Origin of the sequence: Bacillus sp. EAC (assembly GCF_002156875.1) — a bacterium.
Classification (GTDB): domain Bacteria; phylum Bacillota; class Bacilli; order Bacillales; family Bacillaceae_G; genus Gottfriedia.
The window spans coordinates 1-16,053 of the sequence record NZ_NCSY01000019.1 but is presented as its reverse complement, the minus strand read 5'-3'; the positions used below and the strand labels follow the sequence as shown (position 1 = coordinate 16,053).

The window sequence follows — 16,053 nt, the reverse complement described above, 5'->3', positions numbered from 1 at the left end:
AATGAATAGTTCATCAATTAATGTAGGGGACATTATTTATCAACTTGTAATTTTAGGATTTTTCGCTTTTATTATAATCCTTATAGTTTCATATTTCCGTACTAATAAGAAACGCAGGAGTCAATTGGATAGGATTGAAGAAAATTTAAATCTTTTAACTGAGGAAATTAAGAAATCTAACAAGTAATGGAGCTACTTGGTTTAGTTTTAGGCTTTCCCGGTTTCGTACAAACATCGAATTACTTCTTATTGAACTAACTGGCGCGTTAGTTTAAGATCATGAGTCACTGAAGTGGCTCATTTTTTATAGATGTATATAGCAGGATAGATTTATCAAGTTGAGAATAAATAGGCTAATTTCCCTTAGAAATTTTATGGATAATATTGATAAAATTATATAAAAACCTTAAGCATTTCTAGAGGTATTGGAGATTACAGTTTTAGAAAATAGGAGTCTAAATAATGAAAATGAAATGTATTCAATTATTATCATGGATAGTAATACTTATGTTACTTAGTGGTTGCACAATATCCACTAGTAAAGTAGAAAAGCCTACTAAAAATTATCTCAATTCACAATATAATATAGATAAATATGAAATTATTTCTGCTGCTAATGATGGTGAATGTGGTTGTAATTATTACTCTTATATTGAAATTGAAAAACCACACCATTCATTTGTATATCTCGCTTTTGATCAAACGACAGGTGCTATAGATTTAAATGGGAGTGAAGATGTATATTCACAATTATTTAAAGGTGCTTTTATAGAACAATATCCTAAGGTAATAAGTAATTCGAAAGAATTAATTAAAAAGTATCATTTAATGAATAAATCACCTGAGGTATATTCGGATGAAGATATTAAACAAAACTTTTATTACTTTTTAAATATCAGTATTGATAAAAAACAAAAAAATGAATTAATAAGGAAATACAAAAACAATAATTATATAAATGTATCTGAAATTTTACCTAAATTACATAACGAGTCTAAAAAACAAGGTATCGTACAATTTAACTACTATTTTAATATCTATAAAAATAAAAACAAAGTACCTCAAGCATCAGAAGTAATGAAAGATATGGAAAAATCAAAAGTATTACCAGAAGGGATATACTCAATTAAAATTTTAATTGCTTCTGTTAGTCCTACCGGAGAACTGAATTATTCGTACGGTAGTCCTAAAGTAAACAGTATTAGATTTAGAGTAAATAATAATGGGGAATTTAGATATTAAAGGATTAATAAGAGATTACATAAATTATCTTGTACAACTAACTGGCGCGTTAGTTATACAACAATGTGCTGCTTTGGGAGTCCATTTTTATTGATCTAACTAGCAGTTTATCTAATTAATATGCCGTTAAGATAAAATATATAAAGAGTAGTTAATTCTTGAAGGAGTTTATATATGTTTGAAATAAAAACGTTCTTAGAGTTACATAGTTATGATTATACTGACCCTTATTATTTTAATAATCCAGAAGCGAAATATATATATCTAGATGATTCTTTGGTTATAAGGGAATATTTTGACCACAGGAAATTTACTCCTGAACATATTCAAATGCTTATAACGATTAAGTACAAGAATAAGATTGTAGTAGGAATTGATGCTCCTAGTGGTTTAGATTTATGGGAGGATTATATGGTTGCAATTGAACAATATTTAAACAAGAAGAAGGCAGAGCTCATGTACGGCATAGACCCAATCCGTCTTAAATTTAAATCAGTAGATAATAAAAAAGTACAGTTTTCAATCTTAGATGAGTCGGAACCAGTCGAGGTATATGCTAAAGCTACGTTACCTGTAAAAGAGTTTTTTGAATCTCTTTTAGATGGAGCAGAACAATTTTGGAATACTTTAAAAGATAATGAGGTGTTTGAGCAAAAAGAAATTCGGGAATCAACACCCAAAAATTACCCAGAACTAAGGATAGAAGAAATTGAAAAATTGAGAGAGAAAATAAAAACCTTATTGAACTAACTGGCGCGTTAGTTACAAAGAGCACGAGTCGCTATTGCGGCTTTTTTTAATGAAGAAACTAACGCATGTACTTTTTATTCAAAATTCTAAATTATGGTAAAATATACTGATGATTACTTTTTAAGGGGGATTTAAAAGTGGACAAAGTACAATTAGCGCAAGAAATTTATAATGTATCTCATCTAAACGGTGAGTTTAAATTAAGATCGGGATTAGTATCAAACGAATATTTTGATAAATACTTATTTGAATCGAATCCGACACTTTTAAGAGAAATAGCTGAACAGTTAGCAATATTAATCCCAGAAGGCACTGAAGTATTGGCTGGCTTAGAAATGGGCGGTATCCCAATCGCTACTGCATTATCGTTAAATACAGGCATTCCAGTAGTATTTGTTCGAAAAGAAGCGAAAGCCTATGGGACTTGCAAACTTGCAGAAGGTATCGATATTCAAAATAAGAAGGTTTGTATCATCGAGGACGTTGTGACAACTGGCGGACAAATTAAGCTTAGTGCTGAAGATTTAAAACAAGTTGGCGCAAACGTAAAAGATGTGTTATGTGTAATCGATCGAAAACAAAATGGAAAAGAAAATTTATTAGAAGCTGGATTAGTACTTCACTCTTTACTAACAATGGAAGACTTAGTCGCAGTTGCAAAATAAAAGGATTATATATTTCTTCTGCTCCTAACGTATGCGTTAAGGGCAGATTATTGAGTTGCTTCGGCAGCTCTTTTTCTTATTACAAGTAACTGGAAGTATAGTTAAACAACAAATGATATAAGCATATATGAAATTTCACTCCTGAATGGTAAGATTATTAAGAATTATCAATTTATATTTAAGGGTAAAAGGTGAAGAAAGAATGGTTGATTACTATGGTGAACTATGTACAAGAATGTATGAGAGTAATAAGTCTATTGCAGTAGGTAAGGAGTTCGATTTTTTCCTTTCTTTTGTAAAGGATAAAAACATGAAAGTGCTCGAACCAATGTGTGGAAATGGACGAATGCTGATTCCATTTATGCAAGAAGGTATAGATATAGATGGCTATGATATTTCGGACGACATGCTGAAATTATGTAAAGAAAAGTGTGAAAAGTTGAATCTTAGTCCGAATGTTTTTAATGATAAAATAGAAGAATTCAAAAGCAATAAAAAATATGATTTAATTATGATTCCGTTTGGCTCATTTTCTCTTCTGCCAGATCACTTAGTAGATCAAAGTTTAGATAATCTGAAGTTAATGTTAAAGGAAGATGGGAAAATACTTTTAACGATTATAACAAAAAAGAGTGAACCGGAAGAATTACATGATTGGGTTCAAACGAATTATGTTCAGTTTAATGATGAAACAATAATTGAATCTAAAAAAGTCCAATTTGACGAAATAAATAATATGTTACATACCAAATTAAAATATGAATTGATGAAAGAAGAAATGGTTGTTAAAACTGAAGTAATGGATTTTCCGATGCGTCTCTATGTGAATGATGAATTTAAAAATATATTAAAAATTAATGGACTTCAACAAGTTGTAATTCATGAAGTAGTAGATGGATATGGAACAGGCACTTCTTTTAAAGTTTTTGAGTGTTCAATCTAAAAAGTTTTCGACTTAGCTGTTTTTACAGTTTTTTATAGAAGTAAAAGCAATAAGTATAAGAATAAAAAGTGTGATAGTTAGCTAACTGAATATTAGAGGAAGAATGAGGGACCAATTTTTATAAGGAGAATAATATTGATGAGTGAAGACAAGGAAGTATTCTCAATTAAGCAGATTAGTTTATATTCAGTTATTTCAATGTTGAATTACTACTTTTTATTAGTGTTAATTGGAATATTATATGATTCAAGTAAAAAATTAGATGGTGGTCCTCTTGCAATGATTTCATTAGCTTTTGGACCTTATTTAGCTATTATTTTAGCAATTGCTACGTATGTTTTATTCTTATATCTTAAGAAAAAAGGTAAAGTAAGGCTATTAGAGATAAGTGTTACCATTCAATTAATTTTATTTGCTATCAGTATAGCATTCATTTTAATTAGTTTTTTAAGTGAATGAATATAATTTATTCAACTAACTGGTGCGTTAGTTGAAGATAATGAGTCACTGTAGTGGCTCATTTTTTATTGAGTAAATGGGAGATTAGTCTTAAAGAAGGGTTTTTAATATATTAATCGAAGTATTAGATAGCACATTAGTAAAGGATTTGAGGTCGGTTGAAGTCTTGTCCACAATGCCACAATCAAGATATAAATCAAACAAGTTCTACTTTAAGTAGAATATTATTATCTGTTTATATATTTTTAATTTTCCTTTTTTTTACAGGAGAGTTAGAGTTTTTTCATGTGTTCCTTGCTGTAATACCAATTGTAATACCCTATAAAAATAAATGTTTCAACTGCAATTATAAATATTTAAAAAAAGCACCTCAATTTAGTAAGGCAAGCCTAATTGGCGATCGTATCATATTAATTAAATATCTAATGGGTATCTTTCCTTCAATAGTTACAATTACATTATTAATCACTTTTTTTCCTTATACAGGATTAGGAAGGATAATAGCACTTCCTATAATATTTTTTATAAACACAGTAGCAATCTTTTTTGTAATTTCTGTTACTCGTATTATGAAATCTGCTTCAAAAATTCTGATTTGGATTACAATTTTACTTTTAACAGTATTTATTTCAATTTACTTTTTTCCGCAAGAAACAGGTCAATCAGTATTTAATCAAATATTTGAGGAAATTAAAAAATGACAAAATAAGTGTGAAACCTGAGAAAATGTTTCGCATATCTTCACCTAGTTATTCAACTAACTGGCGCGTTAGTTGAACAAGATCCTGTGCCACTATTGTGGCTTTTTTTATTGAGTAAATGGCAGTATAGATTAACAAGGATATTCTACTTAGTTGCAGAATTATTTTGGGAGGAACATTAAATTGCTGGTTTAATTAGAGAAAAATAGTGAGGGTGGACAATGAAGGGATATTGGTTATTTATATTACCAATGATAGTTGTACTCAGAATTATTCAAACTGTTATAAATTATAGAGCCGTAAAAAAGGGCGGAGATTACACTAAAAAAATAATTAGAAATAGATTGCTTATTGGAATTTTCTTAGGAGTTTATTTCGCGATTATAATGTATTATGAGCTTCGAATAACAATTATTCAGTCCATATATGTAATAATTGCTTTAAGTTTATTTGGATATGGAACTACGGCTTCTATTTATCGTAAAAGGAAAGTATTTGGAAGGAAAGAGAATAGGTACAGTATGAAATTGAGAAAAGGTAAACACGTTGTTTATCAAAATAAAGTTCATGAAGGTTATGATTTTGATGAAATAAGATTCGTAATTCGTTCATACGAAACTGTATCTTTAAACGAAGGATATATTGAAAAACATCCAGGAATATTTATCAAATACATTGACTCTAATGAAGTACAATCCTATTTTCGAATACGAAATTTTGGAAAATATAAAGAGTATTGCTGTGAAATCATCCAAGATAAGGAGAATGAGAATTATTGTTATATTGAACGAGGCGCTAGACATAATGATCCGATCATCGAGGAACTTGGATTGAAATTAGAAACAAGTGAAAAAGATGGAACTGGCCTTTATTCCAAAAGAGTTCTATTAAATGAGATTACGGATCTACATGAACAATGGAGCTCCTTAATGAGATATGAAGTTATAGATGTAGAAGAACCTTCAACGAAGCAAATCCCACGCTTTATTAGTAAATGAAGTGGAACAGATCCTATTTTTTGGCTACTTAGGATTATTTATAAAGTTGAGTCTTATTGAACTAACTGGCGCGTTAGTTAAATTTTAAGAACAGCCTTTGGCTGTTCTTTTTTATTGAAGAAAATCGTAGTTTAGTGGAATAAAAACATATGATAAATTTATATAGAAGGAAATAAAAATACATAGAAAGGTGGAAATAAAATGAATTTACCAACCTTTAAATACAATCCTGATCCAATTAAATTAGGAGTAATAATTGAAGAAGAAACAATATGTCCAGTATGTAATAAGGAACGTGATTTTGTTTATGAAGGACCATTTTTCTCAGAAGAAGAAGTTGAAGGAATCTGTCCATGGTGTATTGCAGATGGTTCAGCAGCCAAAAAATATGATGGAGAATTTCAAGATATAGAATCATGCGATGAAGTTGACAAAGAAGAATATGTAGATGAATTGATATATCGAAATCCAGGTTATACAGGATGGCAACAAGAATACTGGCTTAGTCATTGTGGAGATTTCTGTTCTATTATTGGATACGTTGGATGGAAAGAAATAAAGCATTTAGAGAATGAATTAGAGAATGATATAAACCGAATATGTAAAAAATATGGTTTATCTATTCAAGAATTTAAAAATAATCTAGAAATCGATGGTGATGTACAAGGCTATTTATTTCAGTGTAATTGCTGTAAAAAACACCGTCTTCATGCTGATCTGTCATAATCAATATATCTCTAATTGAACTAACTGGCGCGTTAGTTGAACAACCATGGGCTGCTACTGTAGTCTATTTTTTATTTTGTTAACTAACAGGATTGTTGGAAAAGGAAAAGTTGTATAATAGATGGAATCATATAGTAAATGATATCAAACCAGGAGTGAATCTTATGATTGATAAAAGGACAATTAAATCGTACGATCATGAAATAGATGATGCTTTAAAAGAAATTTCGGATACAACAATTTTATTAAACTTCCAAAAAGCAATAGTTAGTTTGTATCCACATTTAATTCCAATTCAAGCTTTTGCTTATGACGCATGGGATGATATTGTTATGCCATTATTTTATGAGATGGTTTATAAGACATTTTCTTTTAAATATGGAATTGATGTAAATCCTGATGAAACTCATATCTACATGTATACATTAAGTCGCTATAAAGGGATAAATCATATCCAGTGTGTTCCAAAACATACGACTTTTAAGGTATTAATAACTGATGAATGGATTGATATGGACAAGAATAGCTTAGAGGAAAATGTACTTATATTCAAATCATTTGGGGATGGAGTATATTCCCTTACAGGTGGAATTGATGTAAAGGAAGCTTATAATGTTAGTTTTGATTTAGTAGAAGTTGCTATTGTTGGTACAAAAACTGGATATCCCTTAAAAACAATCTTTATAAAAAAAGATGATTTAGATTTTGAGTTTGTCGCAGAAACTTACGATAAGAAGATCCATAATTAAGTTATTGTTATTCAACTAACTGGCGCGTTAGTTCAACAAGTGTCACGTACTTTTTGTAATTAAATGGAATAAAATAAAAGTGATAAAATAACTAACATTTTTAGAAATGAGGTAGTTATTATGACTTGGTTAGGATATACATTCTGGGGTCTATGTCTACTAGGCATAATTACAGGATATTATTTTCAAAAGAAATCTGGAGCGAAAGCAATAGATAAAGAATATGATCAAACTTTAGACCAACAAATTAGAAGATATTCCATTAACGACAGACCTAAAAAATTTTAAATAAAAACTGCTTATTGAACTAATGCATGCGTTAGTTCAATAACACTGTTGAGCCGATAATCGGCTCTTTTTCATTATGAACAGCAAGGTTAAACAAGGGATTTTTATTGATTTTAGAGAAAATATATTTTAAGGATTAATAAAGAAATGGGTGCAGGATATGAATATTCAAATTCATGATGATTTTTCTAATGCGAATCTTAATGAAATGAAGGAAGTTTATGGTTCCGTTGGGTGGACAAAACAAACAAACGAAATTATTAAGCAAGTTTTTGGAGCAAGCAATGTAATAGCTTTAGTCACAGTTAATGGTCGAATTATTGCTTTCGGTAGAGCGATATCGGATGGCGTTTTTAATGCAGCAATTTATGATATTGTTGTACACCGAGATTTTCAAGGACAAGGAATAGCGAAAAAAATTATGGAGTTTTTACTTGATAAACTGAGTAATGTTTCTTGTGTACATTTAATTTCAACAACTGGAAATGAAGCGTTTTATCGAAAGTTGGGTTTAAAAAGACTTAATACTGGAATGGCAAGGTATTTAAATCCAATTCTAAGTGATGAATATTTAGATTGAAATAATATTCCTTATGCAACTAACTGGCGCATTAGTTGTAGAAGGATTTATTTGGATAATAATGGAATAAGATATAATGAATCAATTTGAAATTATGGGAGAAAACCTATGAATCGTTTAATTTATTCATTTCTTTTGGCTTTAGTTACTTTTTTTATGGTATTAGGAATTCAATATTTATTCGGTTTTAAGAATTTTCATTACATTATGCTTGTTCCAGCAGCAGTTATTGCTCTATTTGTCCCAGTTTATTATAAAAAAACTCTTGGAAACTTTGGAATATCAGATGTTTTAATAGGAAGTTTGTTTTTATTAATACTTGGTTCGGTGTCTATTAGGATTTTCCCACCAACAATTGTAAGAGATTCCTGGGATCTGATACTACCATATATCAATGTAGTAAAAATAGTGTTAACATTTTTAATTGTGAGTATAGTAATGAAGTATTTTGTTTATTTAAAAAAACTTAGTTAAATGGGGTTCTTCCTATTGAAGAGCCTTTTTTATTGTCCATAAGTGTAATAATGTAAATTTGATTTAATAGCATAATTTACTTTTAATATTGGAGTTGTATTGATTGAATTACTTTTTGAAACTTAATGCAGTGAGTGCTATTTATGGGTTTATTGCGTACTTATTTATCAATTCACTAATCAGTAGCGAACAAATCCAAGGATTAACTGGATTGAATACGAAAATAATATGGAACATTTTATTGGGTGTAGCAATACTACTTTTGATTGCATCGTTTGTTATTATTCCTTTACTTACAAAAAAATGGTTAGAATGTAGACTCTGGTCTGTATTTTCCTCTGTTATGTGGTTTCCATATTTCGTTCTGTTCCTTGTATTAACAGGGTTTTTATTTCCAAACAATGATCTAGATGATGATAATTTCGGAGCAGGATTAATAATGATGTTCTTTTTAATTTTCTATCCTGTTTATATACTCATTACGACGTTTATTGGAACTAGACTTAAAAAAGCTACATGAAATTCTTATGCAACTAAATGGCGCGTTAGTTGAACAAGATCACGAGTCACATTTGTGGCTTTTTTTATTTCTCTATAAAGAAAAATGTTGATTTTCTTATTGAACTGACTGGTAATTAACTTCCAAAAAAAGGAATAATATAGTTCTATGTAGAATCAAGTTACGGAACTAGTTAACGAAAAATGAAGACTTGGCATTGATAAAAAAACTATGGAGTGTAATCCGAAATTGGAACTTATCGCTTTTTTTCTACACTATTTTTATCCTTTTATTTTAATTACTCCTCTTTATCTATTTTTTCGTATTCGCTATTCCTTTACCTTTAAGGGATTACAAAGAATACGCATTTCTACAATTTTGTTTTTAAGTATAGGGGCTTCCATTTACTTTTGTGTAATGGCTTTTAATTCGGGTCCTGGTGGAATGGCTACAATGTGGATTTTCTTCCCACCATATTCACTAACAATGTATGTATTTGGTGCAAGTATTGTGGTTTTGATGGAAGTTGTAGTTCTCTTTTTTCAAAAATTAAGAAAAAAGCCGTTTGTTACTTATGACAATATTCCACAATTTAAAGGAATATTAAGTTTATTGGGAGTTTCCTTAATCATAGGTTTCGCATTTCCATTATCTGTTTTTGTAATTCTTTTATTAATATCTTCATTAATTCCTGGGATCTGATGGGAAAATATTAAAATATATTTAAGAACAAAAAAAGCGTAAGTTCTTGAATCTTGTCTCATCCTCGCGCAAAGGATAATGAATCCTAATGCAACTAACTGGCGCGTTAGTTAAACAGAGAGAGCAGCCAATAGCTGTTCTTTTCTTTGTTCGGTAATTGGGCAGTTTAGTTGAATCAGAAAACCTCTTAGGTAACAATTAGCCTTTATTTAAATAATTTCATCTTTTTTGGATAATTCACATGTTGAAAAAAGGAACTTCGAGATCGAAGTTCCTTTTATTCTTTACTGAAACTCTTTGATGCCCTTATTAATTACCACGGCTTCGGCAAAAGTAAAGTCAGATTTCTTTAACTTTTTAATTTCTTTTGATGGCGTTTGCTCAATTTTTGGAATGGCAACAGTTTCATCAGCACCCTCTAACATCCTTTTCATCACATGACAAGCTAACAATGTAAGAATAAATGCAATACTTGGTCCAAAGACAATCCACTGATCAAGCATTAGTTCTTGGTATGATACGCCGATTAATGCAGACCATTCATTTGAATTAGGTAATGTGACGCTGTTTACAGGATCAAGATGGATGGTTGTGCTACCACCGACAAAAACTCGAACTATTCCCAAGTGTACAAGTAATAGCAAAACGCTTATCATTTGCTGAACAATCATGAGCAATGCTCTCGTACGTAGAAATGGGAGTACGTGTTTCCTAATAATCCGAAATTTTGTTGCACCTATCGCTTTAGATGCTGTAATAAAATCTTCTTTGTTAAAATGAATGACTTCATTACCTACAACATGAACGAGAGATGGCAAGGCAACAACTGTCAGCCAGGTGACGATTGAAGCTATATAAGAAAAGCCGCTTGTCTCATCACTAAATAAATTTACATCAAAGAACAACAAGACGAGTAGAATAGCTGGTATGAATCGGAATGCACGTTCAAATGTTGTGAAAAGTGGCCTCATTTTTTGAAAATAGATTCCATAAATAATTCCAAAACAAACACTTATACCAACTCGTAGTAAACTGACACTCAGCCCAATTAATATTGTGTACCTTGCACCATCAATGACAGACCAAAATAGGTTATTACCTACTCGATCTACACCAAATGGAAAATCGAAACTTGGGGGAAATGGGCGAGCCTGGATCATCTTTCCATTTCCATCATACAAAAGTGTTGGCGGAGGTTTAATGTGATCTTTTAAAATATACGTATAAAGAAAACTGAAGGCTACTAAACCAATTAGAAAAAATAGTGAAATTAGGAAAGGTAATCTCGTCCAACCTTTTTTCATTCAGATTGCTCCTTTCCAGTGACTTTGATTGCGAATAGATTAAATACCACTTCAATAAAGAAGAATGGTAGAAATAAAGCGACTAAGCAGACGAAAAACACATCTGGTGTATTTGAAACTGAATAAAGTAATTGAAAGTAACCATGGATATTAAATAATAATTCAACGACTAATAAATTTGATACAAGCAGCCAAAATAAATAGTGGGAGTGAGAAAATAGCGTCACAACTACATTTCGTAGGATATGTTTCAAGAGTATCCATCCATTTGACAACCCTTTTGCTTTTGCGAATTCGACATATGCTTTTTTACTTTCTTCTTCGATTGCTAAAAACGTCATTTGAAACAACATGATTCCAGGCAGAATTGACACGACAAGTATCGGTAATAAATATATGTTCTTCAATCCAGCGACGGGATCAACAATGAGAAAATTCGTTTTTTTATACAACCAAATGATGAATAATTGAACTGCGAAAATGAACATCACATCTGGAATACTCTGTAAGAAAAATAAGCATTCTTTGACGATTTTTCGCATTCTTGGTGATAACAGATAGGCTCCATACGAAAACAAGATTCCTAACATAAATACGCAGATAAAAGATGCTGATAGAATGATAAATGAATAGACAAATGGTTCTTCTAAATAACTCCATAATGGTGTTTGTTTTGAAAAGATTCCTACCTCTATCGTCATTTCACTTAAATGAAGAAAATTGTAACCAAAAGTTTTCATTTGGACAGCAGCCGTATGAAATAGTTCATTCTTTGACGCGTGCAAGCTGGTTGAAAACGCAACGATTATACCAATCAAAATGATTGTAAATAGTAATTGGTAGGATTTTTTCCATAGATAATAACGTATGCTCATTTGATATAGATCTCACTCCTTCAAATCAAAATTCTTTCCAGTAGTAAATAACAGTCGTTAGTAATGATATAATTGTAAACGCCAATGAAACGAGAAATGAAAATGACTTTCTTGTAGTTAGAAACGGACTTCCTTTTTCTCCATTTATTTTCATCCCTGTTTGCGTTTGAATGTTAAGACTAAGACTGTTTGTAAAATATCCTCCACTACTTGTGAAAAAGCGAATAATAATCGTCACAATTAAGCCTACAACAAATGCATAGTCAATCATTTTAGCGTGCATAAAATCTGAAACAATCCGTGTTAGACCAAATATAACTACTAGTGTAATGATTGAGAAAATAAGTTTCTTCATCCCTAACATCCTTTCAATTGAAAAATCTAATTATCACTATTTTAATCCATAATGGAAATAATTGTAAGAAATATTAGAATAGGTTGAGTTGTTAAACAATTAAGGGTGCAGAGTAATGTTTTTGTAATCGGCATTTTATAAACCACAAATATGCTCGGTTCCTTATTCAACTAATTGGCGCGTTAGTTGAACAACCACGAACTGCTTCCACATTTAAACAAAGCCAAAACGGTGCAATTTTATAATATTTTTTACGGAGGAGTAAGGTGAGAACAACAAATAAAATAACTATTTTGGGATTAACATTAGGTATATTATCAATAATCCTTCCTTTAATAGGATTAATCCTTGGGATTATTGGGAATTCATTATCAATGAAAAGCATTGTTGAAATTGATAATTCAAATGAAAAAGGAAAAGGTATAGCTAAATCAGGTAGGATTTGTAGTATCATCGGAATATGGATCCAGAGTATTTCGATTTTATTAATGGCATTTATGGCGTATATATATTACGTGTTAATAACAGGTGGTAAGTAGCGTTAACTTCAATTACCTCATATTTTAATCCCGGAATTTGAATGTAGTGAAAACGATTGATAGAAGCCAATTTTAAAAAATTCTTATTCAACTAACTGGCGCGTTAGTTGAATATCCAGAGTCACAGATGTGGCTCTTTTTTTTGTTTCACTTTTTCGCAGGATAGTTCAATAAGGGAATGTTGTTAGCTCCTTAAAAATATGTAATTTAAAATATATAAATTTCATATTGTTTAATAAAGGACAAGTAAGGGGATGCTTCCATTTTGAACAAGGTTGTAATAGCACTATTAATCTTAATCGTTCTGATTATAATTGTTATTTGTCTTTTCTTTATTTCTAGATACAAAAAACAGGCAATTCAAGTATTTACAATATCTAGTTTTTTAAATGATCATCATTTGAACGAAAATGAAAATCAGAAGAAAAGTTTGATAGATAGAATAAATGATTTTTTCGATGACAAAGGTAATAACGACAGTATTGACAACGGTAAAAGTGATGATGGGGATGATAGTGGCGAATAATAACTACTCACTCTTTTTCGAAAATTAATTGTGTACTTGAGATATAACTCAATTCAACTAAAGCATGCGTTAGTTACATAACGCTAGACTGCTTCGGTAGTCTTTTTCTTATTCTGGTAACTGGCAGAATAGTTAAAGAGGATAAGAAACTGTAAATGTTTTATTTATTCGATATAATGCTAAGATGAAAAAGTTGTTATTAATAAGGATTGGAGATGAGTACTATCGCGACACTTCATTTAATGGTTGGTCTACCGTGTAGTGGTAAAACTACGCTTGCACGTAAACTCGAAGAGAAATATTCTGCACTTCGCCTAACTCCTGATGAATGGCATATTCGCTTGTTCGGACAAGATATGGATGATAAGGAACACGATGCTAGACACAATTTAGTGGAAAGTCTACTTTGGGATGTTGCTGGTAGGGTTTTAGTTATTGGTGCAGATGTTATTTTAGACTTTGGATTTTGGGCGCGTAGTGAACGCGAAGATTTTCGCTCACGAGCAGCAGAATTAGGGGCTGACTTTAAAATTCATTTTTTAGAAGTACCAGAAGAAATGCTTTTAGAACGTCTTGCAGCAAGAAATGCTCAACTTCCTCAATATACATTTCCATTACCAAATATGATGCTTAGAGAGTGGATACAGTCATTTGAACCACCTTCTAAAGAAGAACTTGAATAATATATTTCCTCAATTAACAGGTGCTTTAGTTCAACAAGATTACGAGTCGCTGATGCGGATTTTTTTAGTAAACGGTAGATTAATTGAAGAAGAAAGCATAAATTTTGTACGTTTTGTGAAGGTTTTTATTTTCAAAAGGTTTTGGATATAAATTGCCGAATTCCTAAATGAACAAATAATGCAAATTGGAGAAATATATGACTCACTGGAGCAGAAATCTTATTAGTACATCTCGCGGAAATTTTGAAGTATTTGTTAAAGGTAGAGGTGAACCACTTTGCGTAACACATCATTATTCCGAATTTAACGAAACAGGCGATTATTTTGCAGAGACTTTTACAAAAACTCACAAAGTATTTTTAGTAAATTTAAGAGAAACAGGAAGTTCAGAAAAAGCTTCAGAATCTTACCAATTAAGTATGCTTGAAACAGTATTTGACCTAGAATCAATTCGTGAATCATTAGGCTTTAAACAATGGGGATTTGCAGGTCATTCAACTGGAGGAATGTTAGGGATTATTTATGGAATCTATTATTCAAGTAGCCTTCGATACAATATTAATGTCGGAGCAGCTGCAAGAGAATATATGACTTTTTCAACAGATTGTATCTATAATCGTAATCATCCGCAATACAATCGTATGCAAGAATTAAATGAGACATTAAAGCGTGCTGATTTACCACAAGAGATTAGAAATGAACAGGCAATCGAACGAACAAAGATGTCTTTATATGATCCAAATAGATATCCAGAAATGTTCAGTTTAAATATAACAAAGAAAATGTCAGGAATACGAATGAACTATTTTAACCGTGAATTACAAATTTATGATGTAACTAGAAAGCTAAAGTTTATTACAACTCCAACATTAATTCTATGTGGTAAACATGATGTACAATGTCCATTACAATACTCAGTTGAAATGAATGAATTAATCCCTCATTCAAAATTAGTTATATTTAATGAAAGTAACCATTATCCATTCTTAGAAGAAAAAGAATTATTTAGTAAAAAGATAGAATTTTTTCTTCAAGAATAGTCGATTTTATGCAACTAATTGCGCATTAGTTGAAGATCATAAGTCACTAATGTTGCTTTTTTTTATGTACTAAATGACAGTATAGTTCAATAATGAAGGATCTTTTTGGTTTTACTTCAACAAAAGATCACTACTTAGAAGAGATTAAGGAATAGTGGATAAATATTCCTTATTGAACTAAAGTTGCGTTAGTTAAATTGGCCAAACCTATAATACTCATGTTTATATCCTAGTAATAATATTTGAATAAAAGCCAAAAGTAATTTATTGGTTTATTATAGATCAACTAAAGAATCTTCCTTCCGGCTACTTCGACAGCTCTTTAACTTATAACAAGTAAATTAATTACCATTTATTAAATTGGTGGAGAATACTGCACAAGAAAATATACAGGTGCATATCAATATATAAATAGATAAATATAGGACAAGTTAGATTATCATCTGAGTTGAGGACATTACCCTTAAAACATAAAATATGGTGATATTATGGGTAAAGAAAATGAAAAAAAAAGAGAATCATGTGCATGTGAAGATTCAAAACATTGCAACTGTAAATGTGATTGCCCTTGTCACGATAAGCACGGTTGTCTAAAGTGTTGTCGAGGGCCGAGAGGTAAAAAAGGAGAAGATGGTAAAAGAGGTAAAAAAGGAGAAGATGGTAAAAGAGGTAAAAGAGGTAAAACAGGAGCAACGGGCCCAGAAGGCCCAACAGGAATACCCGGTCCAACAGGTCCGGCAGGCCCACAAGGAACGTCAGGTCTTCAAGGTCCAACAGGATCAGCGGGAGCACCAGGAGAACCAGGTCCAACAGGATCAGCGGGAGCACCAGGAGAACCAGGTCCAACAGGATCAGCGGGAGCACCAGGAGAACCGGGTCCAACAGGCCCAGCAGGCCCAGCAGGAATACCCGGTCCAACAGGTCCGGCAGGCCCACAAGGAACACCCGGTCTACA

General features: G+C 31.2%; 23 protein-coding genes and 1 pseudogene. 21 read left to right on the top strand and 3 right to left on the bottom strand.

From position 1 onward, the window contains the following. The 15 genes from B7R65_RS21590 to B7R65_RS20425 form a co-directional block, all read left to right on the top strand. Window positions 1–187 (top strand): DUF4083 domain-containing protein (locus tag B7R65_RS21590; protein ID WP_256941426.1); only part of this gene is annotated, 187 nt, incomplete at its 5' end. Between the two features lie 275 nt (window positions 188–462). Then, the gene (locus B7R65_RS20485; protein WP_088044666.1) at window positions 463–1,242 is read left to right on the top strand and encodes a hypothetical protein; all 780 of its coding nucleotides are present in this window, start codon (window positions 463–465) and stop codon (window positions 1,240–1,242) included. A gap of 174 nt (window positions 1,243–1,416) precedes the next feature. Beyond that, window positions 1,417–1,992 carry a hypothetical protein gene (locus B7R65_RS20480; RefSeq protein WP_088044665.1) on the top strand — a complete coding sequence of 192 codons (576 nt, stop codon included), beginning with the start codon at window positions 1,417–1,419 and terminating at the stop codon, window positions 1,990–1,992. Between the two features lie 137 nt (window positions 1,993–2,129). Beyond that, entirely contained in the window at window positions 2,130–2,657 is a 528-nt protein-coding gene (gene pyrE, locus B7R65_RS20475) for an orotate phosphoribosyltransferase (RefSeq protein WP_088044664.1), read from the top strand. A gap of 202 nt (window positions 2,658–2,859) precedes the next feature. Then, window positions 2,860–3,600: a class I SAM-dependent methyltransferase gene (locus tag B7R65_RS20470; protein WP_088044663.1), complete on the top strand. Its 741-nt coding sequence runs from the start codon at window positions 2,860–2,862 to the stop codon at window positions 3,598–3,600. Window positions 3,601–3,738: 138 nt separating this feature from the next. Then, complete coding sequence (locus tag B7R65_RS20465) at window positions 3,739–4,059, top strand: hypothetical protein (protein ID WP_088044662.1); 321 nt, start codon at window positions 3,739–3,741, stop codon at window positions 4,057–4,059. Window positions 4,060–4,484: 425 nt separating this feature from the next. Further along, a complete protein-coding gene (locus tag B7R65_RS21585) occupies window positions 4,485–4,760 on the top strand; it encodes a hypothetical protein (protein ID WP_218780460.1) in 276 nt (91 codons plus the stop codon). Between the two features lie 221 nt (window positions 4,761–4,981). Next, a complete protein-coding gene (locus B7R65_RS20455; RefSeq protein WP_088044660.1) occupies window positions 4,982–5,758 on the top strand; it encodes a hypothetical protein in 777 nt (258 codons plus the stop codon). A gap of 201 nt (window positions 5,759–5,959) precedes the next feature. Continuing rightward, complete coding sequence (locus B7R65_RS20450; protein WP_088044659.1) at window positions 5,960–6,484, top strand: CbrC family protein; 525 nt, start codon at window positions 5,960–5,962, stop codon at window positions 6,482–6,484. Between the two features lie 164 nt (window positions 6,485–6,648). After that, the gene (locus B7R65_RS20445) at window positions 6,649–7,233 is read left to right on the top strand and encodes a hypothetical protein (protein WP_088044658.1); all 585 of its coding nucleotides are present in this window, start codon (window positions 6,649–6,651) and stop codon (window positions 7,231–7,233) included. Window positions 7,234–7,353: 120 nt separating this feature from the next. Beyond that, window positions 7,354–7,521: a hypothetical protein gene (locus tag B7R65_RS21460; RefSeq protein ID WP_179194944.1), complete on the top strand. Its 168-nt coding sequence runs from the start codon at window positions 7,354–7,356 to the stop codon at window positions 7,519–7,521. Window positions 7,522–7,681: 160 nt separating this feature from the next. Further along, window positions 7,682–8,101, top strand: a complete 420-nt coding sequence (locus tag B7R65_RS20440; RefSeq protein WP_088044657.1) for a GNAT family N-acetyltransferase — start codon at window positions 7,682–7,684, stop codon at window positions 8,099–8,101. A 108-nt stretch (window positions 8,102–8,209) separates the two neighbouring features. Beyond that, window positions 8,210–8,575 (top strand): hypothetical protein, encoded by a 366-nt coding sequence (locus B7R65_RS20435; protein WP_088044656.1) that lies wholly within the window; start codon window positions 8,210–8,212, stop codon window positions 8,573–8,575. Between the two features lie 103 nt (window positions 8,576–8,678). Continuing rightward, window positions 8,679–9,095: a hypothetical protein gene (locus B7R65_RS20430; RefSeq protein WP_088044655.1), complete on the top strand. Its 417-nt coding sequence runs from the start codon at window positions 8,679–8,681 to the stop codon at window positions 9,093–9,095. Between the two features lie 396 nt (window positions 9,096–9,491). Further along, a complete protein-coding gene (locus B7R65_RS20425) occupies window positions 9,492–9,776 on the top strand; it encodes a hypothetical protein (RefSeq protein ID WP_088044654.1) in 285 nt (94 codons plus the stop codon). A gap of 284 nt (window positions 9,777–10,060) precedes the next feature. Here B7R65_RS20425 and B7R65_RS20420 read toward each other — a convergent pair whose 3' ends face one another. Genes B7R65_RS20420 through B7R65_RS20410 form a run of 3 tightly spaced genes read right to left on the bottom strand, consistent with a single transcriptional unit; the run spans window position 10,061 to window position 12,310 of the window. After that, window positions 10,061–11,080, bottom strand: a complete 1,020-nt coding sequence (locus B7R65_RS20420) for an ABC transporter permease subunit (RefSeq protein WP_088044653.1) — start codon at window positions 11,078–11,080, stop codon at window positions 10,061–10,063. Then, a complete protein-coding gene (locus B7R65_RS20415) occupies window positions 11,077–11,955 on the bottom strand; it encodes an ABC transporter permease subunit (RefSeq protein ID WP_088044652.1) in 879 nt (292 codons plus the stop codon). Before B7R65_RS20415 ends, B7R65_RS20420 begins: the two co-directional genes overlap by 4 nt. A 25-nt stretch (window positions 11,956–11,980) precedes the next feature. Continuing rightward, window positions 11,981–12,310 carry a hypothetical protein gene (locus B7R65_RS20410; RefSeq protein WP_088044651.1) on the bottom strand — a complete coding sequence of 110 codons (330 nt, stop codon included), beginning with the start codon at window positions 12,308–12,310 and terminating at the stop codon, window positions 11,981–11,983. Window positions 12,311–12,576: 266 nt separating this feature from the next. On the opposite strand from B7R65_RS20410, the gene B7R65_RS20405 reads away from it, so the two are divergent. The 6 genes and pseudogenes from B7R65_RS20405 to B7R65_RS21935 all read left to right on the top strand — a co-directional run. Next, entirely contained in the window at window positions 12,577–12,849 is a 273-nt protein-coding gene (locus B7R65_RS20405; RefSeq protein ID WP_088044650.1) for a hypothetical protein, read from the top strand. A gap of 265 nt (window positions 12,850–13,114) precedes the next feature. Next, window positions 13,115–13,375 (top strand): hypothetical protein, encoded by a 261-nt coding sequence (locus tag B7R65_RS20400; protein WP_256941425.1) that lies wholly within the window; start codon window positions 13,115–13,117, stop codon window positions 13,373–13,375. 215 nt (window positions 13,376–13,590) lie between these two features. Beyond that, a complete protein-coding gene (locus B7R65_RS20395) occupies window positions 13,591–14,058 on the top strand; it encodes a P-loop nucleotide/nucleoside kinase family protein (RefSeq protein ID WP_218780459.1) in 468 nt (155 codons plus the stop codon). Then, on the top strand, window positions 14,051–14,209 hold the full coding sequence (locus B7R65_RS21580) for a hypothetical protein (protein ID WP_218780458.1): 159 nt from the start codon (window positions 14,051–14,053) through the stop codon (window positions 14,207–14,209). Before B7R65_RS20395 ends, B7R65_RS21580 begins: the two co-directional genes overlap by 8 nt. Window positions 14,210–14,255: 46 nt before the next feature. After that, window positions 14,256–15,098: an alpha/beta fold hydrolase gene (locus B7R65_RS20390; protein ID WP_088044649.1), complete on the top strand. Its 843-nt coding sequence runs from the start codon at window positions 14,256–14,258 to the stop codon at window positions 15,096–15,098. A gap of 488 nt (window positions 15,099–15,586) precedes the next feature. After that, window positions 15,587–16,053 (top strand): annotated as a pseudogene (locus B7R65_RS21935) (hypothetical protein); the annotation flags it as partial.